Origin of the sequence: Actinomadura rudentiformis (genome assembly GCF_008923185.1) — a bacterium.
GTDB lineage: Bacteria > Actinomycetota > Actinomycetes > Streptosporangiales > Streptosporangiaceae > Spirillospora > Spirillospora rudentiformis.
On sequence record NZ_WBMT01000019.1, the window covers coordinates 95,846 to 115,003 of the forward strand.

General features: G+C 68.6%; 19 protein-coding genes. 11 read left to right on the plus strand and 8 right to left on the minus strand.

Features of this window, described 5'->3' with window-relative positions:
• Positions 1-21 precede the first annotated feature (21 nt).
• Positions 22-816: an enoyl-CoA hydratase/isomerase family protein gene (locus tag F8566_RS34810; protein ID WP_151566118.1), complete on the minus strand. Its 795-nt coding sequence runs from the start codon at positions 814-816 to the stop codon at positions 22-24.
• Between the two features lie 12 nt (positions 817-828).
• Positions 829-1,731, minus strand: coding sequence for an SDR family oxidoreductase (locus F8566_RS34815; RefSeq protein WP_151566119.1), 903 nt, complete (start codon positions 1,729-1,731; stop codon positions 829-831).
• A 138-nt stretch (positions 1,732-1,869) separates the two neighbouring features.
• Between F8566_RS34815 and F8566_RS34820 the strand changes: the two genes are divergently transcribed.
• Entirely contained in the window at positions 1,870-2,790 is a 921-nt protein-coding gene (locus F8566_RS34820) for a glutathione S-transferase family protein (protein WP_151566120.1), read from the plus strand.
• On the opposite strand, the gene F8566_RS34825 is transcribed toward F8566_RS34820, so the two are convergent.
• Positions 2,777-3,826: a serine/threonine-protein kinase gene (locus tag F8566_RS34825; RefSeq protein ID WP_151566121.1), complete on the minus strand. Its 1,050-nt coding sequence runs from the start codon at positions 3,824-3,826 to the stop codon at positions 2,777-2,779. The genes F8566_RS34820 and F8566_RS34825 overlap by 14 nt on opposite strands.
• A 130-nt stretch (positions 3,827-3,956) precedes the next feature.
• On the opposite strand from F8566_RS34825, the gene F8566_RS34830 reads away from it, so the two are divergent.
• From F8566_RS34830 to F8566_RS34850, 5 genes are all read left to right on the plus strand, one after another.
• The gene (locus F8566_RS34830; RefSeq protein ID WP_192810027.1) at positions 3,957-4,655 is read left to right on the plus strand and encodes an AIM24 family protein; all 699 of its coding nucleotides are present in this window, start codon (positions 3,957-3,959) and stop codon (positions 4,653-4,655) included.
• Positions 4,656-4,892: 237 nt separating this feature from the next.
• Positions 4,893-8,654, plus strand: a complete 3,762-nt coding sequence (locus tag F8566_RS34835) for a multifunctional oxoglutarate decarboxylase/oxoglutarate dehydrogenase thiamine pyrophosphate-binding subunit/dihydrolipoyllysine-residue succinyltransferase subunit (RefSeq protein WP_151566123.1) — start codon at positions 4,893-4,895, stop codon at positions 8,652-8,654.
• 248 nt (positions 8,655-8,902) lie between these two features.
• Positions 8,903-9,082: a DUF6104 family protein gene (locus tag F8566_RS34840; RefSeq protein WP_151566124.1), complete on the plus strand. Its 180-nt coding sequence runs from the start codon at positions 8,903-8,905 to the stop codon at positions 9,080-9,082.
• A 108-nt stretch (positions 9,083-9,190) separates the two neighbouring features.
• The gene (locus tag F8566_RS34845; protein ID WP_151566125.1) at positions 9,191-10,021 is read left to right on the plus strand and encodes a DUF4097 family beta strand repeat-containing protein; all 831 of its coding nucleotides are present in this window, start codon (positions 9,191-9,193) and stop codon (positions 10,019-10,021) included.
• Between the two features lies 1 nt (position 10,022).
• Positions 10,023-10,745, plus strand: coding sequence for a PadR family transcriptional regulator (locus tag F8566_RS34850; RefSeq protein WP_151566126.1), 723 nt, complete (start codon positions 10,023-10,025; stop codon positions 10,743-10,745).
• 4 nt (positions 10,746-10,749) lie between these two features.
• On the opposite strand, the gene F8566_RS34855 is transcribed toward F8566_RS34850, so the two are convergent.
• Complete coding sequence (locus F8566_RS34855) at positions 10,750-11,718, minus strand: zinc-binding dehydrogenase (RefSeq protein ID WP_151566127.1); 969 nt, start codon at positions 11,716-11,718, stop codon at positions 10,750-10,752.
• Between the two features lie 231 nt (positions 11,719-11,949).
• On the opposite strand from F8566_RS34855, the gene F8566_RS34860 reads away from it, so the two are divergent.
• Positions 11,950-12,531 (plus strand): RICIN domain-containing protein, encoded by a 582-nt coding sequence (locus F8566_RS34860; protein ID WP_151566128.1) that lies wholly within the window; start codon positions 11,950-11,952, stop codon positions 12,529-12,531.
• A 132-nt stretch (positions 12,532-12,663) separates the two neighbouring features.
• On the opposite strand, the gene F8566_RS34865 is transcribed toward F8566_RS34860, so the two are convergent.
• Genes F8566_RS34865 through F8566_RS34875 form a run of 3 tightly spaced genes read right to left on the minus strand, consistent with a single transcriptional unit; the run spans position 12,664 to position 15,232 of the window.
• Positions 12,664-13,530 carry an amino acid ABC transporter ATP-binding protein gene (locus tag F8566_RS34865; protein ID WP_404800373.1) on the minus strand — a complete coding sequence of 289 codons (867 nt, stop codon included), beginning with the start codon at positions 13,528-13,530 and terminating at the stop codon, positions 12,664-12,666.
• Positions 13,527-14,378, minus strand: coding sequence for an amino acid ABC transporter permease (locus tag F8566_RS34870; RefSeq protein ID WP_151566129.1), 852 nt, complete (start codon positions 14,376-14,378; stop codon positions 13,527-13,529). The genes F8566_RS34865 and F8566_RS34870 overlap by 4 nt, the downstream gene beginning before the upstream one ends.
• An 8-nt stretch (positions 14,379-14,386) precedes the next feature.
• Positions 14,387-15,232, minus strand: coding sequence for an ABC transporter substrate-binding protein (locus F8566_RS34875; protein WP_151566130.1), 846 nt, complete (start codon positions 15,230-15,232; stop codon positions 14,387-14,389).
• A 352-nt stretch (positions 15,233-15,584) separates the two neighbouring features.
• Here F8566_RS34875 and F8566_RS34880 point away from each other — a divergent pair, with 352 nt between their 5' ends.
• Both F8566_RS34880 and F8566_RS34885 read left to right on the plus strand, forming a co-directional pair.
• On the plus strand, positions 15,585-16,775 hold the full coding sequence (locus F8566_RS34880) for an NAD(P)-dependent malic enzyme (protein WP_225993777.1): 1,191 nt from the start codon (positions 15,585-15,587) through the stop codon (positions 16,773-16,775).
• Between the two features lie 294 nt (positions 16,776-17,069).
• Positions 17,070-17,693 carry a CGNR zinc finger domain-containing protein gene (locus F8566_RS34885; RefSeq protein ID WP_151566131.1) on the plus strand — a complete coding sequence of 208 codons (624 nt, stop codon included), beginning with the start codon at positions 17,070-17,072 and terminating at the stop codon, positions 17,691-17,693.
• On the opposite strand, the gene sodX is transcribed toward F8566_RS34885, so the two are convergent.
• Positions 17,648-17,983 (minus strand): nickel-type superoxide dismutase maturation protease, encoded by a 336-nt coding sequence (gene sodX, locus F8566_RS34890; protein ID WP_225993778.1) that lies wholly within the window; start codon positions 17,981-17,983, stop codon positions 17,648-17,650. The genes F8566_RS34885 and sodX overlap by 46 nt on opposite strands.
• 196 nt (positions 17,984-18,179) lie before the next feature.
• On the opposite strand from sodX, the gene sodN reads away from it, so the two are divergent.
• Both sodN and F8566_RS34900 read left to right on the plus strand, forming a co-directional pair.
• Positions 18,180-18,581 carry a superoxide dismutase, Ni gene (gene sodN, locus F8566_RS34895; protein ID WP_225993779.1) on the plus strand — a complete coding sequence of 134 codons (402 nt, stop codon included), beginning with the start codon at positions 18,180-18,182 and terminating at the stop codon, positions 18,579-18,581.
• A 66-nt stretch (positions 18,582-18,647) separates the two neighbouring features.
• The gene (locus F8566_RS34900; RefSeq protein ID WP_151566133.1) at positions 18,648-19,127 is read left to right on the plus strand and encodes a GNAT family N-acetyltransferase; all 480 of its coding nucleotides are present in this window, start codon (positions 18,648-18,650) and stop codon (positions 19,125-19,127) included.
• Positions 19,128-19,158: the final 31 nt, after the last annotated feature.

The following is a 19,158-nucleotide window of genomic DNA, read 5'->3' on the forward strand; positions in this document are numbered from 1 at the left end:
GCGCCGACCTTGAGACACGCCCTAGCGGTTCTTGAACGCCGGGGGGCGCTTTTCGAGCGTGGCCGTCATTCCCTCGACGAGGTCTTCGGTGAAGAAGGCCATGGTCTGGATGCCCGTCTCCATCGCGAGCTGCTGGCGGAGGCCTGGAGCGTCCAGCGACATGTTGAGGAGCTCCTTGGTGCGGCGGAGCCCGTACGGGGACTTGGTGAGGAGCTCCCCCGCGAGCGCCAGCGCGCCTTCGAGGTCGGCGCCCTCGGCGGTGAGCTCGGTGATGAGCCCGAGCTCGGCCGCCTTCGCCACGTCCAGGCGCTGGGCCCGGTAGAAGATCTCGGCGGCCTTGGCCGGGCCGACGAGCCGCGGCAGCAGCCACGAGAGGCCGCAGTCGCCCGCCGACAGCCCGAGGTCGACGAACGGCACCACGAACCTGGTCGTCGGGTCGGCCACCCGCAGGTCGCAGGCCAGCGCCCAGGAGACTCCCATGCCGGCGACCGGGCCGTGCAGCGCGGCGATGACCGGCTGCGGGATCTCCCGGAGCCGGGCCGTCACCTCGCCGCCCCGCGCGATGCCGCGATAGATGCGCTGGATGCGCCCTTCGTCCCCGCCTCCCGGGTCGCCGCCCTGGAGATCCATGCCGGAGCAGAAGCCGCGCCCCTCACCGGTGAGGATCACGACCCGGGTGTCCGGGTCGCGCATCAGCTCGTTGAGGACGTCGAGCATCTCCTCGGTGACCGACGCGGTGACCGCGTTGAGCCGCTCCGGGCGGGACAGGGTGATGGTGAGCACCCCGTCCCGCCGGTCGAGCCGTAGGTCTCCCATGAGGAGGTCCCGTCAGGAGGTCAGCTGCTGGATGAGGGGACCCATCTGCTCGCCCACGTTCTTGAAGACCGTGAGCGGGGAGTCGGCGTTGATCGCGGCCCAGTTGTCGCGGACGGCCTCGACCGTGAGCGTCTCCTTCTGGCCGTAGCCCGGTCCCTCGGCGACGAAGATCTTGGCGATCCGGCCGCCGCCGACCGTGTAGACCTCGCCGGAGTCGGGGTTGCTCTCGTGCGCCAGGTAGGCCACCAGCGGGGTGACCTGGTCGACGCCCAGCTTGTCGGCGAAGTCGGCCGGCAGCAGATCCTCGGTCATGCGGGTCCACGCGACCGGGGCGATCGCGTTGGCCTTGATGTTGTACTTGGCGCCCTCGTGGGCGAGCGTCTTGGTGAAGCCGACGAGGCCCATCTTGGCGGTGGCGTAGTTGGCTTGGCCGAAGTTGCCGAACAGCCCGGCCGGCGACGAGGTGTTGACGATGCGCCCGTAGCCCTGCTCGCGCAGCGCCGGCCACGCGGCCGAGGACACCAGGAACGAGCCGCGCAGGTGCACGGCGATGACCGCGTCGAACTCCTCGACGCTCATGTTCTTGAACGACCTGTCGCGCAGGATCCCCGCGTTGTTGATGACGATGTCGACCTTGCCGAACGCGTCGAGCGCGGTCTGGATGATCGCCTGGGCGCCCTCGGGAGTGGCGACGTTGTCGGGGTTGGCGACGGCCTCGCCGCCGTTCTTCTTGATCTCCTCGACGACCTCCTGAGCCGGGCCGGCGGAGGCACCCGCGCCGGTGCGGTCGCCGCCGAGGTCGTTCACGACGACCTTGGCGCCGCGCGACGCCAGCTCCAGCGCGTGCTGCCGGCCGAGGCCGTGCCCCGCCCCGGTGACGACCGCGACCCGCCCGTCGTAGCGCAGTTCCGACATCCTGTCTCCTCACATCGCACCGACTGCCGTCCCCTGTGAACGACCAGGGGGTTACTTAGTACCACGCCGACCGAACGGCGCTCGGATTCGGGCCCGCGGTTATCGTGGCGGAAGGGCTCCCACCCAGGAGGAACGCGGATGATCACCCAGGAGATGGCGGCGGGCCGGTTCGTACGCCAGCCCAACCGGTTCACGGACACGATCACGGCCGACGGCTCCAGCGGGTATCCGGCCGAGTCCGGCCGCTACCGGCTCTTCGTCTCCTACGCCTGCCCGTGGGCACAGCGCACCCTCATCGTGCGCGCGCTGCTGGGGCTGGACGAGGTGATCAGCCTCGGCGTCGTGGACCCCATCCGGGACGAACGGGGCTGGCGCTTCCCCGACCGCGACCCGGTCACCGGGGCGGCCTTCCTCTCCGAGCTCTATCTGGCGACGGACGGCTCGTACAAGGGCAGGTACACCGTGCCCTGCATCTGGGACACGGTGACCGGCCGCCTGGTCACCAACGACTTCCCGGCGATCACGACCACGTTCGAGACGCAGTTCACCGACTACCACCCCACGGGCGCGCCCGACCTCTATCCGGTGGAGTTGCGGCCGGACATCGACGAGCTGAACGAGCTCGTCTACGCCACGGTCAACAACGGCGTCTACCGCGCGGGCTTCGCCACCGAGCAGAACGCGTACGAGGAGGCCGTGGACGCCCTCTTCGCGACGCTGGACCGGCTGGAGGAGCGGCTCAGCACCCGCCGTTACCTCTTCGGCGACCGGGTGACCGAGGCCGACATCCGCCTCTACACCACGCTGGCCCGCTTCGACGCGGTCTACCACGGCCACTTCAAGTGCAACCTGCGCCGGCTGGTCGACTACCCCAACCTCTGGGGGTACGCGCGGGACCTCTACGAGCAGCCGGCCTTCCGCGACACCACCGACTTTGACCAGATCAAGCGGCATTATTACGTGACCCTGACCAACGTCAATCCGTCCGGCGTGGTCCCCAAGGGCCCGGTCGTCGACTGGACCGAGCCCCACGGCCGCGCGGCGCTCAGCGCGAGCTGAGGAGTACGAAGAGGGATCCCAGCAACAGCAGCGCCATCCCCACGTACGCGAAGACCCCTCCCACCCGCCAGGTGAGATCCGTGCCCCTTTCCGGCACGGCTTCGGGCAGGACGGTTTCCGGCGCCACGGTTTCCGGCACGACGGTTTCCGGCACGACGGGCAACTCGGTCGTGGCGGCGGTCGTGCGGTGGGTGCCGCCGCCGGTGACCTGGGGAGGGGCCACCGGCGGCAGCCGGGGAAGGCGATCTTCGCTGATCGCCAGGAGGACGGCCTCGGCCACCCCGATCGGCATGCGCTCGCGCGGGTCCTTGCGGAGCAGGCCTTCGAGGACGGGCCGGAGGGCCTCGGCATGGGGCGGGATGGGCGGTTCCTCGTTGAGGACGGCCCCGAACACGGCCACCGGATCGTCACGGTGGAAGGGCGGCCGTCCGGAAGTGGCCGCATAGAGCGTCGCACCGAGCGCCCACAGGTCGGAGGCGGGGAGGGCACGTTCGCCCAGGAAGCGCTCGGGCGCGATGTAGGCCGGTGAGCCGAGCAGGCCGCCGGCCTGGGTCAGGGTGACGTCGCCTTCGATGGACGCGATGCCGAAGTCGGTGAGCACCGCGCGGTCGCCCTTGGCCAGCAGAACGTTCCCCGGCTTGACGTCGCGATGCAGGATGCCCACGCTGTGCGCGGCGCCCAGCGCGGACAGGAGCTGGCGGCCGACGCGAGCGGCACGGTCCGGCGGCAGCGGGCCGTCCTGGTTGATCACCTCGTGGAGCGAACGCGCCTCGACGTACTCCATCACCACCCACGGCCGGCCGCCCTCCTCGACCACGTCATAGACTTTGACGACAGAGGGATGGGACAGCCGCGCGGCCGAACGGGCCTCTCGCAGGGCCCGGCGCGCGGCGTCGTCGGACGGGCTCAGCACCTCCTTCACCGCGACCTGGCGGCCGAGGACGATGTCCTCCGCTCGCCAGACGATTCCCATGCCTCCCCGGCCGAGCTCGGCCAGCAGGCGGTAGCGTTCGGCGATCACCCGATCCGTCTGCATCACACGGGTGATTCGGTGGCGGGAACCGTCTGGATTGCCCTGGTCGTCCAAAAATCGACCCGCCACTATGCTGGCGAGCTTTCCCACCGACGGACACTCTCCGAGATAGAACGAGAAAGGCCCTCCGATGCTGCGCAGTCAGTTCTTCGGCAACCTGGAGCAGGGGCAGGTCCCCGGCCACTTCACCCTGCAGAACTCCAAGATGCTCCGGGTGCACCTGAACGGCGAGGTCCTGGCCCGGCAGGGCTCAATGGTCGCCTTCCAGGGCCAGATGGATTTCGATTACGAGGGCTCGGGAGGGATGGGCAAGTTCCTCAAGAAGGCCGTCACCGGCGAGGGCGTCCCGCTCATGCGGGTGCGCGGGCAGGGCCTGCTGTTCGTGGCCAACAACGCCGACGACATCCACCTGTTCTACCTGGAGAACGACGGGATCACCGTCAACGGCACCAACATCCTGGCCTACGACCCCCAGCTGCAGTCCGACATCCAGCGCGTGCAGGGCGCGGGCGTCGCGGCGGGCGGGCTGTTCAACACCACGCTGACCGGCACCGGCTGGGTGGCGCTCACCGCCCACGGCACCCCGGTGATGCTGGACTGCGGCCGGGCCCCGACGTTCGCCGACGGCCAGTCCGCGATCGCCTGGAGCACCAGCCTCCAGGTGGGCGTCAACAAGACGTTCAAGGCGGGCGCGCTGATCGGACGGGGCAGCGGCGAGGCCATGCAGCTCGCCTACCAGGGCCAGGGCTTCGTGCTCGTCCAGGCGAGCGAGGGCCCGCCCGTGATCGGTGAGGGCGGCAAGGGCGGCCTCGGCGGCATCCTGGGCGGCTGATCCCCTCCTGAGGGGGCTGATCCCCTCCTGTGGGGGGCGGCACCCTCTCGTCACCAGCACGTTCTCCACACCGGCCGATCTTGACGAAACCGGCTGCCGGGCTTGGGCAAGATCGGCCGGATTGGGGTGTGACAGGCGGTGGAAGGCACCTCGGTTGCTTCTGCGACACGGAAGTGCGAGTAGCCTTGACTCGTCTCAGAACTCACCTGCGAGCTGCGGAAGAGGGCGATCTCCGCCGTGTCGACAGAGTCGTCGCATTCAAGTGCCGACCCCAAGCACACAGATTTCGGCGCCAACGAGTGGCTGGTCGACGAGCTGTACCAGAAGTACCTCGAAGACCCCAACTCCGTTGACGAAGCCTGGTGGAACTTCTTTGCGGACTACCAGCCGGACACCCGGCCGTCCGCGACCCCGGGAGTGACCACGGCGACCGACGGCCAGGCCCCCCGGGCCGCGAACGGTACGGCAGCCGCCCCGCCGACAGCACCGCCGACAGCGCCGCCGGCGCAGGCCCCCGCCAAGCCCGCCGCTCCGGCGCAGGCCCCCGCGCAGGCCCCTGCAAAGGCCCCCGCGAAGGCCGACGGCAAGCCCGCCGCCCAGCCGGCGGCGGCCAAGCCCGCCCCGCCCCCGGTGCCCGCCGGCGCCGAGGAGGTCAGGCTGCGCGGCGTGGCCGCCCGGACGGCCACCAACATGGAGGCCAGCCTCGCGGTGCCGACCGCGACGAGCGTGCGGGCCGTGCCGGCCAAGCTGTTGATCGACAACCGCATTGTGATCAACAACCATCTCAAGCGCGGCCGCGGCGGCAAGGTGTCGTTCACGCACCTGATCGGCTACGCCATCGTCAAGGCGCTGGCGTCGATGCCGGAGATGAACGCCGCGTACACCGAGGTCGACGGCAAGCCGGTGCTGATCAAGCCCGAGCACGTCAACTTCGGCCTGGCCATCGACCTGCAGAAGAGCGACGGCCAGCGCCAGCTGGTGGTGCCGAGCATCAAGTCCGCCGACACCCTCGACTTCCGCCAGTTCTGGGCGGCCTACGAGGAGATCGTGCGCAAGGCGCGCAACAACAAGCTCACCCTGGACGACTTCCAGGGCACCACGATCAGCCTGACCAACCCCGGCACGATCGGCACCGTGCACTCGGTGCCGCGCCTGATGCCGGGCCAGGGCACGATCATCGGCGTGGGCGCCATGGAGTACCCGGCCGAGTTCGCCGGCGCCTCCGACGAGGCCCTGGCGCGCATGGGGATCAGCAAGGTCATGACGCTGACCTCCACCTACGACCACCGGATCATCCAGGGTGCGCAGTCCGGCGACTTCCTGCGCCGGATCCACCAGCTGCTCCTGGGCGAGGAAGGTTTCTACGACGAGATCTTCGAGGCGCTGCGCATCCCGTACGAGCCGGTGCGCTGGGTCAAGGACATCTCCGCCAGCCACGAGGACGACGTCGCCAAGGTCGCCCGCGTGCACGAGCTGATCCACGCCTACCGGGTCCGCGGCCACTTGATGGCCGACACCGACCCGCTGGAGTACAAGCAGCGCCGCCACCCCGACCTCGACATCCTCAAGCACGGCCTCACCCTGTGGGACCTGGAGCGCGAGTTCGCGACCGGCGGCTTCGGCGGCAAGCCGACCATGAAGCTGCGCGAGATCCTCGGCGTGCTGCGCATGGCCTACTGCCGTACGGTCGGCATCGAGTTCATGCACATCCAGGACCCCGAGGAGCGCGCCTGGATCCAGGAGCGCGTCGAGGTCCCGCACGACAAGCCGTCGCGCGACGAGCAGCTGCACGTCCTGCGCCGGCTCAACAGCGCCGAGGCGTTCGAGACGTTCCTGCAGACCAAGTTCGTCGGCCAGAAGCGGTTCTCGCTCGAGGGCGGCGAGTCGGTCATCCCGCTGCTCGACTCGGTGATCTCCGCCGCCGCCAAGGCGAGCCTCGACGAGGTCGTCATCGGTATGGCGCACCGCGGCCGCCTCAACGTGCTGGCCAACATCGTCGGCAAGTCCTACGCGCAGATCTTCGGCGAGTTCGAGGGCAACCTCGACCCGCGCAGCGCGCAGGGTTCCGGCGACGTGAAGTACCACCTGGGCGCCGAGGGCGACTTCATCGCCGACGACGGCTCCAAGATCCGCACCGAGCTGGTCGCCAACCCCTCCCACCTGGAGACGGTCGACCCGGTGCTGGAGGGCGTCGTCCGCGCCAAGCAGGACATCCTGGACGTCGGCGAGGCGGGCTTCACCGTGCTGCCGGTCCTGATCCACGGCGACGCCGCGTTCGCCGGGCAGGGCGTGGTGGCCGAGACCCTCAACCTGTCGCAGCTGCGCGGCTACCGCACCGGCGGCACCGTGCACGTGATCATCAACAACCAGGTGGGCTTCACCACCGCGCCGGAGTACTCGCGCTCCAGCGTCTACGCCACCGACGTGGCCCGGATGATCCAGGCGCCGATCTTCCATGTGAACGGCGACGACCCCGAGGCCTGCGCCCGGGTCGCGCGGCTGGCGTTCGAATACCGCCAGACGTTCAAGAAGGACGTCGTCATCGACATGGTCTGCTACCGGCGCCGGGGCCACAACGAGGGTGAGAACCCCTCGTTCACCCAGCCGCTGATGTACGACCTGATCGACGCCAAGCGGTCGGTGCGCAAGCTCTACACCGAGGCGCTGATCGGCCGTGGCGACATCACGGTCGAGGAGGCCGAGGCCGCGCTCCGCGACTACCAGGAGCAGCTCGAACGCGCCTTCACCGAGACCCGTGAGGCGGTCAAGCAGCCCCCCGCGCCCGGCTCGGTCGTCAAGCCCGACGTCGAGGAGCGCATCCCGATCGACCACGCCTCGGCCGGGACGGCGATCCCGCAGGAGGTCGTCAAGCGGATCATCGAGACGCAGCTCAGCCTGCCCGAGGGCTTCACCGTCCACCCGCGGCTCCAGCCGATCCTGCAGCGCCGCGTGCAGTCCATCGAGGACGACGCGATCGACTGGGCGACCGGTGAGCTGCTCGCGATGGGCTCGCTACTGATCAACGGCCACCCGGTGCGGTTGGTCGGCCAGGACACCCGGCGCGGCACGTTCGGCCAGCGGCACGCGGTGCTCGTCGACCGCAAGACGGGCGAGGAGTACACCCCGCTCCGCCAGTTCGGCCAGGGCATCTCCAAGTTCTACGTGCACGACTCGCTCCTCAGCGAGTACGCGGCGATGGGCTTCGAGTACGGCTACGCGATGACCCGGCCGGACGCCCTGGTGGCGTGGGAGGCCCAGTTCGGCGACTTCGCCAACGGCGCCCAGTCGATCGTCGACGAGTACATCTCGTCCGGCGAGCAGAAGTGGGGCCAGCGCTCCGGCGTGGTCCTGCTGCTGCCGCACGGCTACGAGGGCCAGGGCCCAGACCACTCCTCGGCGCGCATCGAGCGTTACCTGCAGCTGTGCGCCCAGGACAACATGACCGTGGTCTACCCGACGACGCCGGCCAACTACTTCCACCTGCTGCGCTGGCAGGTGCTGTCCGACCGCCGCAAGCCGCTGGTCGTCTTCACGCCCAAGTCGCTGCTGCGGCTCAAGGCGGCGACCTCGTCGGTCGAGCAGATCACCGGCGGGGCGTTCCTCCCGGTCATCCCGGAGAGCGACCCGGCGATCGAGCCGGCCGGGGTCAAGCGCGTGCTGCTCACCACCGGCAAGATCTACTACGACGTGGTGAACGCCCGCAAGACCGCCGGCGCGGGCGACACCGCGGTGGTCCGGCTGGAGCGGCTCTACCCGCCGCCGATCGACGAGATCAAGGCCGAGCTGGCCAAGTACCCGGCCGACGCCGAGGTCGTCTACGTCCAGGACGAGCCGGCCAACATGGGCGCGTGGCCGTTCTTCGCGCTCAAGCTCCAGCCGCATCTGGAGGGACGTGTCCTGAAGCGGGTCTCCCGCCCGGCCTCGTCCTCGCCCGCGGTCGGCTCGGGCAAGCTCCACCAGGCCGAGCAGGAGGCCCTCCTAGCCCGCCTTTTTTCATAGCTTTTTCGGCCTCGGGGGCCTCGCCTGGCGGCTCGGCCCCCGAACCGCAAAAGCGGCGAGCGCGACATCGCTTCGCGATCTCTCGTGAAGCTTCGCCTTCGGCTCGCTTCACGACCCGTTAGCGCGCTCGCGTGCGGGCTGGGGTCGTCGCGTGGTGACAGTGGCCGAGGCGGTCGTCGCGATGAAGGTCATGTAAGGGTCCCGGGCGCTCGCCCGGGACCCTTCACGTTTGGTGAGAGGATCACAACATGTACTTCACCGATCGGGGGATCGAGGAGCTGGTCGAGCGGCGTGGCCAGGAGGAGGTCAGCCTGGTCTGGCTGGCCGACCGGCTGCGCGAGTTCGTCGACCTCAACCCCGAGTTCGAGACGCCGGTCGAACGGCTGGCGACCTGGCTGGCACGGCTGGACGACGAGGACGACGAGTAGCCGACAGACGCGACATGTCTTGACTTTGGGTGGACGCGACATATCGTGTTTACTGGTAGGTGGTCTCCGGTCCCGTGACCTGAGGGCTCGAACGAAAGGCAAGACGCGATGTCGCGTTGGACGATCGAAGAACCGACCACCCTCGACTTCGACGGCGTGGTCGCGCTGAAGGCGACGCTGATCGCCGGGAGCATCTCGGTACTGGCCTCCGACGACCGGCCCTCGATCCAGGTCGCCGCGATCGACGGGCCGCCGCTGGTGATCACACACGAGGCGGGCATGCTGAGCGTCACCCACGAGCGGATGTGGGAGGGCATGCTCAGCTGGCTGCAACGGCAGAAGGTGCACGCCGACATCACCGTCACGGTCCCCCGGGAGTGCCCCGTCACCATCAACCTGGTCTCGGCGGACGCGGTGATCGCCGGGCTGACCGCCCGTGCCTCGATCAAGAGCGGCACCGGCGACGTCACCCTCGACGGGGTCGTCGGCGACATCGACGCCAACACCGTGTCGGGCGCCGTCGAGGCACAGGGCCTGGACGGCAAGGTCGCGTTCACCTCCGTCTCCGGCGACCTGGCCCTCGCCGGCGGCTCGATCGACCGGCTCGCGGCCCGTACGGTCAGCGGCCGGATCGCCGCCGACGTCGATCTGGCCGGGACGAGCCGGGTCGAGGTCAACACCGTCTCCGGCGAGGTCACGCTCCGGGTCCCCGACTCGACCTCGGCCACGGTCAACCTGAACTCGGCGGTCGGCCAGATCGACACCTCGTTCGCCGGCCTCGACCGGCAGGACCGGCCGCCCGTCGGCCGGAGCCTGGGCGGCACGATCGGGGACGGCTCCGGCAAGCTGTCGGTCACCACGGTCTCGGGCGGTGTCACCCTCCTCAGCAGGCCCGAGGACGACGCCCCAGAGATCGACACATCCGGAATGGAGAACTGAGTTGAGCCCCGTCTTCGGCCATGGCCGCCTCCGGCTGTACCTGCTCAAGCTGCTGGAGGAGAGCCCGCGGCACGGCTACGAGGTCATCCGGTTGCTGCAGGACCGGTTCCTCGGGGTCTACTCCCCCTCACCCGGCACGATCTACCCCCGCCTGGCCAGGCTGGAGGCCGAGGGCCTGGTCAGCCATGAGGTCATCAAGGGCAAGAAGGTCTACACGCTGACCGACAAGGGGCGCGCGGAGCTCGAACGCCGCATGGACGAGCTGGCCGAACTGGAGGAGGAGATCACAGCCTCCGCCCAGGAGTTCGCCCGCGAGGTCCAGCAGGACGTCCGCCAGACCGTGCGGTCACTGCGCGAGGAGCTCACCCAGGCCGCCCGCGACATGCGCGACCAGTCCCGGTCCACGTCCAAGGACGCCTGGAAGGAGACCACCGACCGCCCGCGCGAGGAGTGGCGCCGCCAAAAGGACCACTGGCGTGAGCAAAAGCAGGCCTGGATGGAGGAGTGGCGGCAGAACTGGGACGAAGCCTGGAAGACCGCGACCGGCTCCAAGGACGACATCGCCCGCCTCAAGCTGGAGCGCCTGCTGCGCAAGTTCGTCGAGGACGTCCGCAAGAGCGCCAAGAAGGCGCGCCTGGACGACGACGACCTCACCGCCGTTCAGGCGCTCCTGGACGAGACCCGCGAACGTCTCAAGAACGAGATCCTGGACCGCGACCGCTGAGCCGCTAGGGCGTGAAGACGATCTTTCCGAAGAGCTCGCCCTCGGCCATCGCCGCGAAGCCCTCGTTCGCCCGCGCCAGCGGCAGCACCCGGTCGATCCGCGGCCGGACGCCGCTCTTGACCAGGAAGCGGGCCAGCCGCTCCAGCTGGTCGCGGGTGCCCATCGTCGAGCCGACGACCGACAGCTGCAGGAAGAACACCCGGCTCAGCTCCGCGGGCGGCACCTGGCCACTGGTCGCGCCAGAGACCACGATGCGCCCGCCCGGCCGGAGCGACTTCAGCGAGTGCGACCAGGTGGCCTCGCCGACGGTCTCCATGACCGCGTCGACCCGTTCGGGCAGCCGCGCGCCAGGCTCGAACGCCTCGTCCGCCCCCAGCTCCAGCGCCCGCTTGCGCTTGCCCTCGCTCCGGCTGGTGACCCACACCCGGAAGCCCGCCGCGGCGCCCAGCGCGATCAGCGCGGTCGCGACACCTCCGCCCGCCCCCTGGACCAGCACGGTCGAGCCCGGCGCCAGGCCCGCCTTGTCGAACAGCATGCGATAGGCGGTGAGCCAGGCGGTCGGCAGGCAGGCGGCCTCCTCGAAGGACAGCTCCGCCGGCTTGGGCACGATGTTGCGCCGCGGCACCGCCACCTTCTCGGCGAACGTGCCGTCGTGGGACTCCGAGAGCAGCGAACGCTTCGGGTCGAGCGTCTCGTCACCGCCACCCCGGTCCGGGTCGCCGATCACCGAGTGCACGATGACCTCGTTCCCGTCCTCGTCCACACCCGCCGCGTCGCAGCCGAGGATGATCGGGAGCTGCTCCGCGCGGAGCCCCACGCCCTTCAGCGACCACAGATCGTGATGGTTGAGCGCGGTCGCCTTCACCGTGACCGTCGTCCAACCCTCGGGCGCCACCGGATCGGGCCGCTCGCCCAGGGTCAGGCCGGTCAGCGGATTGTCTGCGTCGAACTGCGAAGCCGTGACAGCGAACATGCCCCGCACATTACACACGGCCTAGATCGCCGCAACGCCCCCGGGCCGCGTTCCGCTCGCTCAGTGCGCGAATCGCGTCGGCAGGTACATCTCGCTGCCGCCCCGGGCCGCCTGCCTCTCCCCTCACCACGGCACGCCTGACCTGCGCTGAAGACGCTCTCACGACGTTCCTGAGACGGCACCGAGACGGTCGCATGGTGCGCTCTTCCCACCTTGAGCAAAGGAGCCACCATGCGACGATCCATCCGTAACTCCGTGGTCATCGGAGCGGCCGCCATTGCGGCGGCCGGCACTCTCGGCACCGCGTCGGCCTGGGCGGACCAGGCGGACCCGGAGCCGTCCGGGACCTCCGCCAAGCCACCGGCGGCGAAGGTGGCCGGAGTGCCCGGCGTCCACTACCTCAAGCCGAGGCACGCCCCAGGCGTCTGCATCACCGTCCACGGTGCCCGCGGGAAGGGCGCCAAGGTGAACCAGTACACCTGCCTGGGGAAGAAGAACCAGAAGTGGGAGATCACTCCTGTTCGAGGCGGCTGGTACACGCTGAGGGCCCAGCACCGAGGAAATCTGTGCCTCGACATTCCCAACCGGTACCGGAAGGGCACGCAAGCCATCGTCTGGTCCTGCAACGGCCGGATCAACCAGGTCTTCTGGATCGTCTGCTACGGAAACCAGTCCAACTGCGAGATCCGCCCCGCCCGGTACTCCGAGCGCACCAAGTGCCTCTCCATCAAGGGGGGCTCGAACCGGGAGAACGCACCCTTGATCCTCTGGAAGTGCAACAAGACCCGCGACCAGCGCTTCGCGATCCGCTGACCCTGACCGGGTGCCCGGCCTTGTCGGTGAGACCTCTTGGCGTGGTCGAACGTGTTGAGTGACAAGGCAAAGGCGGCCGACTCTGCCTTCGCAGAACCAACCGCCCTTGCCTTGTGGTGTCGGCGGCTCCGGTCAGAAGCCGCCGACACCACCGCCGCCGCGATGGGTCGGGTCGACCGGGGGAGTTCCTGTCTCGTGGGATCGGGACGCGTCCAGCGTGTCCACGTCGGATGCCCCGCCGACCTCGACGTGGGTGGGGTCGAGGACGCGGCGCAAGAAGATCTTGGTGCGCTCGTGCTGCGGGTCGCTGATGACCTGGGACGGCGGACCCTGCTCGACGATCACACCGCCGTCCATGAAGACCACGCGGTCGGCCACGTCACGGGCGAAGGCCATCTCGTGCGTGACCACGAGCATGGTCATGCCGTCCTGCGCGAGCTTGCGCATGACGGTGAGCACATCGCCGACCAGTTCGGGGTCGAGCGCCGACGTCGGCTCATCGAACAACATCAGGTCCGGGTCCATCGACAGAGACCGCGCGATGGCGACGCGCTGCTGCTGGCCACCGGAGAGCTGAGCCGGGTAGCTGTTGGCCTTGTCCTCCAGCCCGACCTTGGCCAGGTTCTCCCGGGCCACCCGCACTGCTTCGGCCTTGCCGCGCTTGAGAACACGGCGCTGCGCGATGGTGAGGTTGTCCAGCACCTTCAGGTGCGGGAAGAGGTTGAACTGCTGGAAGACCATGCCGATCTGGCGGCGGGCCGCGTCGATGTCGATGTCGGGGTCGGTGAGGTCTGCCCCGTCGACGAGCACCGTGCCCTTGGTGGGCTCCTCCAGAAGGTTCACGCAGCGCAGCAGCGTCGACTTGCCGGAGCCGGACGGGCCGATGACACAGATGACCTGGCCGCGGTCGACGGTGAAGTCGATGCCCTTCAGGACTTCGAGGTTGCCGAACGACTTGTGCAGGTCGCGGATCTCAACCACATGGTTCACTGCGCTCACCGAGCCTTCGCCTGGCGGGCCTCGAGTCGGCGCACGACGAAACCCAGTGGGATGGTAATGATCAGGTAGGCCAGACCCGCGGCGATGATCGGGGTCGGGTTCACCTTCTCGATCGAGATGCTCTCACCGAACTTGGTCAGCTCGATCTCGTTCGCGGTGACGCCGAGGGCGAAGACCAGCGAGGAGTCCTTGAACATCAGGACCAGCTCGTTGGTGAGAGGCGGGATGACGATGCGGAACGCCTGCGGGATGACGATCGAGATCATCGCCCGACCGCGGGACATGCCCAGCGAACGGGCGGCTTCGAGCTGCCCCTTCGGCACCGCCTGGATGCCGGCCCGGATCGTCTCGGCCATGTAGGCCGCGCCGACGAGGCCGAGGCCGACCGCAACCTGGAAGTAGACGCCGCCCGGCGGGTTGGCGAAGATCGGGAAGGCGACCGGCAGGACGAAGGCGAACAGCACCAGGATGAGCAGCGCCGGCAGCCCCCGGAAGATCTCAATGAAGACCAGAGCGAACCAGCGGTAGGGCGCGGCCTGCGACAGCCGCATCAACGCGACGACCAGCCCGATCACCATGCCGACCGCATAGGCGAGCAGGGTGTAGATGATCGTGTTCTTGAGGGCGGTGGTGAAAAGGGTCCCCCACCTGCCCTCGAGCTTGCCGAAGTTGAGGAACTGGTCGGAGAGCCTGGGCCAGTCCGCCAGCAGCGCGGCCACCACCACGAGGCCGACGAAGACCGCGTACTGGACGTACCGGATGATCTGTTGCCGTTTGCGGGGGCTCAGCCCGCCGGACCGGCCGGGGGTCTTCCCGGCCGGTCCGGCAGGCTCCGTGGTCGTGGTCATCGCCGGGATCAGCTCTCCGCGGGCATCGACTTGGGCTCCGAACCGATCCACTTCTTGTAGGTGGCGGCCCAGGTGCCGTTCTTGATGGACTCGGTCACGGCCTCGTTGATGGCCTTGATCAGGTCCTCACTGCCCGTCTTCCTGGCCGCGAAACCGTACTGCTTGCCGGTCGGAATCTCGCCGGCGACCTCGAACTTGCCGGAGATGTCGCCCTTCTTCATCCAGTCGTTCACCACCGGCAGGTCCTGCAGGACCGCGTCGACCTGACCGGACTGGAGCGCGAGGAGCTGCTTGCCCGAGTCCTTGAACTCCTTGGGCGTGAAGCCCTTCTCCTTGGCCATGTCGAGGCTGGTGGTGTCGGCCTGAACGCCGAGCTTGAGGTTCTTGGCCTTGACGTCGTCAAGCGTCTTGAGGCCGGAGCCCTTCTTCACCAGGAGAGCGAGGTACTCGGGGAAGTACGGACGCGAGAAGTTCAACACCTGCTTGCGCTCGTCGGTGATCGTCATGCCGGCCGCCGCCACGTCGCACTTGCGCGAGTTCAGCGCGGCACCGCTCTTGATCAGGTTGAAGTCGAGGCTGGTGATCTCCTGGGTCAGCCCCAGCTTCTTGGCGGCGAGGTCGATCATGTCGACGTCGAAGCCGACCGTCTTGCCACCCTGGTCGAACTGGAAGGGCGGGTACGGCAGGTTGGTGCAGACAGTGAGCTTGCCGGCCTTCACCGGCTTGTAGCCGCCGGCGGCCTTGGTCCCGCCCGTGTCTCCACCGTCGTCACCACAGGCGCTCAGCGCCAGGAGACCGGTCAGGGCAAGCGCGGCCGTCGCTACAACACTACGGCGCAGAGAACCAATGATCACAGGTCCCCCTCCAGTTCGGTTCAGCGGATCCTCGCAGATCCGGAGGTCAATGGCACATTTTGGCCTACACCAGGCGCTATCTGGATTAAGGCTCCGAAACAATCGGACAACACTGCAACCCCGCTTGGGAAGATCACCGTAATACGAACGCAGTGCGTAAGATTGGTATCACGCTGTGACGTCATGGTGATGGCCGCCACCTCACACTTCAGGATCGGGCGCGGTCAGGTATGGCACAATCGGACAACGGGTGACCCCCGTACGTCGCGAGATGCCCAACACGGTGACGGCCAACAGACCGCACCTACGCGGCGGCATCGCCCGCATACCCAATTCTCTGACAGGGGTCGCTGTGGCTGCTCAGCCCATTCCCAACGAACCGCTCTCCTATGACGACGATCCGGCCTTCCCGCTGCACCGCGGCGGCAAGCTCGAGGTCCGCTCGACCATCCCGGTGCGCAACAAGGACGATCTGTCCCTGGCTTACACGCCCGGGGTCGCGCGGGTGTGCACGGCCATCGCCGACCACCCGGAGCTGGCCTACGACTACACCTGGACCTCCAAGGTCGTCGCGGTCGTCACCGACGGCACCGCCGTGCTGGGTCTGGGCGACATCGGCCCGGCCGCCTCCATGCCGGTCATGGAGGGCAAGTCGCTGCTGTTCAAGGAGTTCGCCGGGGTGGACTCGGTGCCGATCGCGCTGAGCACGACCGACGTCGACGAGATCGTCGACACCGTGACCCGGATGGCGCCGAGCTTCGGCGGCATCAACCTGGAGGACATCAGCGCGCCGCGCTGCTTCGAGATCGAGGACCGGCTGCGGGAAGCGCTCGACATCCCGGTCTTCCACGACGACCAGCACGGCACCGCGATCGTGGCGCTGGCGGCGCTGACCAACGCGGCGCGGCTGATCGGCAAGCCGCTGTCGGACCTGCGCGCCGTGGTCGCCGGGGCGGGCGCCTCGGGGATCGCGGTCTCCCGGATCCTGATCAACGCCGGCATCGGCGACATCGCGCTGTCCGACAGCAAGGGCCTCATCTACGAGGGCCGGGACGGCCTCAACCCGATCAAGCAGCGGATCGCCGCGATCACCAACCGGTCGCACCTCAAGGGCTCGACCGAGGAGGCGCTGCGCGGCGCCGACGTGTTCATCGGCCTGTCCGGGAGCACCGTGCACGAGTCGTGCATCGCCACGATGTCGGACAACGCGATCGTCTTCGCGCTGTCCAACCCGACTCCCGAGGTGCACCCGGAGGTCGCGCGGCGGCACGCCACGGTGGTCGCCACCGGCCGCAGCGACTTCCCCAACCAGATCAATAACGTGCTCGCGTTCCCCGGCATCTTCAAGGGCGCCTTCGAGGTGCGGGCGCACTCCATCACCGAGAACATGAAGCTCGCGGCGGCCACCGCGATCGCCGACATCGTGGGCGACGACCTGGCCCCCGACTACGTCGTCCCGAGCCCGTTCGACGAGCGCGTCGCGCCCGCCGTCACCGCGGCCGTGGCCGCGCAGGCCCGCGCGGACGGCGTCAACCGGATATGAGGGGCGACCGCGGCGAAGCGAGGATGGTCCCTCATATCTGAGCGAACGGCCCGTGATCCCTAGGCGAGGATCACGGGCCGTAATCGTCTGCGAAGCATCCGTGACGACTGTGAAATCTCCGTTATATCGGGCATGTGGCGATCAATTTGCCGGTCCACACCCATGGGTGCCGCACAATATTTCATATTCCGCGTTGGCCACTTCGGTCTCCGGGATGCTCGGAGGTGTAATACTCGACAAGGGGGAATGACACCTACGATTCGCACGATCAGGTCGACTCCGTCAGGAGCGAACGTGGACCTCGCCTCTTACGCAGACCTGGCGATCGAACTCGTGAACACGCAAGACTCGCAGGCGGACAATCTGCGTGACCTCGACGCGCTGCGGGAGCTGCTGGTGATCCGGCCCCATCTGGGTGGCCGGGTCTCCCACCGCGACCTCGACGCCATGCGCGAACTGCGCGCCCAGTTGCGCGCCGTCTTCGTCTCCGCGGTGGCCGGTGACGAAGAGGACGCGATCGACCGGCTCAACTCGCTGCTGATGCACCATCCGGTCCATCCGCAGCTCTCCGGCCACGACGGCCTGCGCTGGCACCTGCATCTGAACGAGGGCGGCTCGATTCAGGACCGGTACGCGGCGTGGGCGGCGATGGGGCTGGCCGTCAAGGTGAGCGACCGCGGACTCGACCGGCTCAGGATCTGCCGCGCCGACGGCTGCGAGCGGGTGTTCTTCGACTCGACGGCCAACATGTCCCAGCGTTACTGCTCGGAACGGTGCGCCGGCCGGCCGAGCGTGGCCGCGGCCCACCATCCGTCCCGTACGAGCGCCCGGGCGGCGATCGACACCACCGTGCCGGCCCAGCGGCGGTCCTCTCAGCCGGACGGACGGAAGACCGAGGCCCGCGACGGCGGCCAGTAACACGCGACCACGCGTCCGATCACCAGCTCGTCGGGCACGGCGCCCCAGTTCCAGCTGTCACGGCGACCACGCGCTCCCTGGTTGTCGCTCTCCAGCCACCAGCCGTCGCCGTCCCGGAACGTGGCGCGCTTCACGGTCAGCGTGCCCGTGCGTTCCGGATGGCGCGCCACCACGAGGTCGCCGGCCGTCACCCGGCCGCCACGCCGCACGAGCAGCGCGTCGCCCGGACGCAGCGTGGGCGCCATCGAATCCCCCGTCACCGCGACGACGCGCCACGGAATGCGAAGCACCGCTCCCCCACATGACCTCGGCTTTGACGCTCCGCCCGCATTCCTTCCGCATTGGCGGATACAACACGCCCGTGAGGGCCGTCCGAGGGGCGGGTCCTAGGCCCAAAGACCGAGCGCCCTGCCCGTACGCCCTCCAGGCCACAAGAGTAGTGTCGGTGGCCTGAGCATGATCCGATACGAGGGAAGGGAAACGCAGGTGCTCGTCAACCTTCTGCGTCCGAAGACCACGGTCTCCGCGCACTGCGACCTGCCGTGCGGTGTCTATGACCCGGCGCAGGCACGCATCGAAGCCGAGTCCGTCAAGGCGATCATCGAGAAGTACGCCGCCAACGAGGACCCGGCCTTCCGGGCCCGGGCGATCCAGATCAAGGAGCAGCGCTCCGAACTGGTCAAGGAGCACCTCTGGGTGCTCTGGACCGACTACTTCAAACCGCCGCACTTCGAGAAGTACCCGCAGCTGCACCAGCTGTTCAACGAGGCCACCAAGCTCGCCGGCGCGAGCGGCACCAAGGGCAGCCTCGACGTCAAGGTCGCGGAAGACCTGCTGAGCAAGATCGCGGAGATCGACAAGATCTTCTGGGAGACCAAGCAGGCCTGACCATCCGGGCACACCTGCTCACCACGCTGCAAGAAGGACTCGTCGGGAGTCGCTAGCCTGTCAGGCATGATTCGGCCTGCGACTCCTGACGATGTCCCCACCATCCTGCGGCTCGTGCACGAGCTCGCGACCTACGAGCGTGCGGCCAACGAGGTGAAGGCGACCGAGGCGGACCTGCGGAGCACCCTCTTCGGCGCCGAGCCGAAGGTCTTCGCGCATGTCGCCGAGCACGAGGGCGAAGTCGTGGGCTTCGCCTTGTGGTTCGTTTCGTTCTCCACCTGGCTCGGCAAGCACGGCATCTACCTCGAAGACCTCTACGTCAGCCCGGACGTGCGTGGGCACGGGTACGGCAAGGCCCTGCTGGCCGAACTCGCCCGCATCGCCGTGGAGCGCGGATACGGGCGAGTCGAGTGGTCGGTGCTCGACTGGAACACCCCGGCCATCGGGTTCTACAAGTCGCTGGGCGCGACGCCGCAGGACGAGTGGACCGTCCACCGGCTGACCGGGGAGCCGCTGCGGGCACTCGGCGCCTCAGAGCCCGCCTGACCACCCGACCCGCCTGACCTCGGAACGCGAC

Bases quoted from the DNA above. Each gene is read 5' to 3' on its own strand.
- F8566_RS34820 (WP_151566120.1), top strand. From the start codon at position 1,870: ATGATCACCCAGGAGATGGCGGCGGGCCGGTTCGTACGCCAGCCCAAC.
- F8566_RS34825 (WP_151566121.1), bottom strand. From the start codon at position 3,826: ATGCAGACGGATCGGGTGATCGCCGAACGCTACCGCCTGCTGGCCGAG.
- F8566_RS34870 (WP_151566129.1), bottom strand. From the start codon at position 14,378: ATGACCACGACCACGGAGCCTGCCGGACCGGCCGGGAAGACCCCCGGC.
- F8566_RS34840 (WP_151566124.1), top strand. From the start codon at position 8,903: ATGTACTTCACCGATCGGGGGATCGAGGAGCTGGTCGAGCGGCGTGGC.
- F8566_RS34845 (WP_151566125.1), top strand. From the start codon at position 9,191: ATGTCGCGTTGGACGATCGAAGAACCGACCACCCTCGACTTCGACGGC.
- F8566_RS34855 (WP_151566127.1), bottom strand. From the start codon at position 11,718: ATGTTCGCTGTCACGGCTTCGCAGTTCGACGCAGACAATCCGCTGACC.
- F8566_RS34860 (WP_151566128.1), top strand. From the start codon at position 11,950: ATGCGACGATCCATCCGTAACTCCGTGGTCATCGGAGCGGCCGCCATT.
- F8566_RS34810 (WP_151566118.1), bottom strand. From the start codon at position 816: ATGGGAGACCTACGGCTCGACCGGCGGGACGGGGTGCTCACCATCACC.
- F8566_RS34815 (WP_151566119.1), bottom strand. From the start codon at position 1,731: ATGTCGGAACTGCGCTACGACGGGCGGGTCGCGGTCGTCACCGGGGCG.
- F8566_RS34900 (WP_151566133.1), top strand. From the start codon at position 18,648: ATGATTCGGCCTGCGACTCCTGACGATGTCCCCACCATCCTGCGGCTC.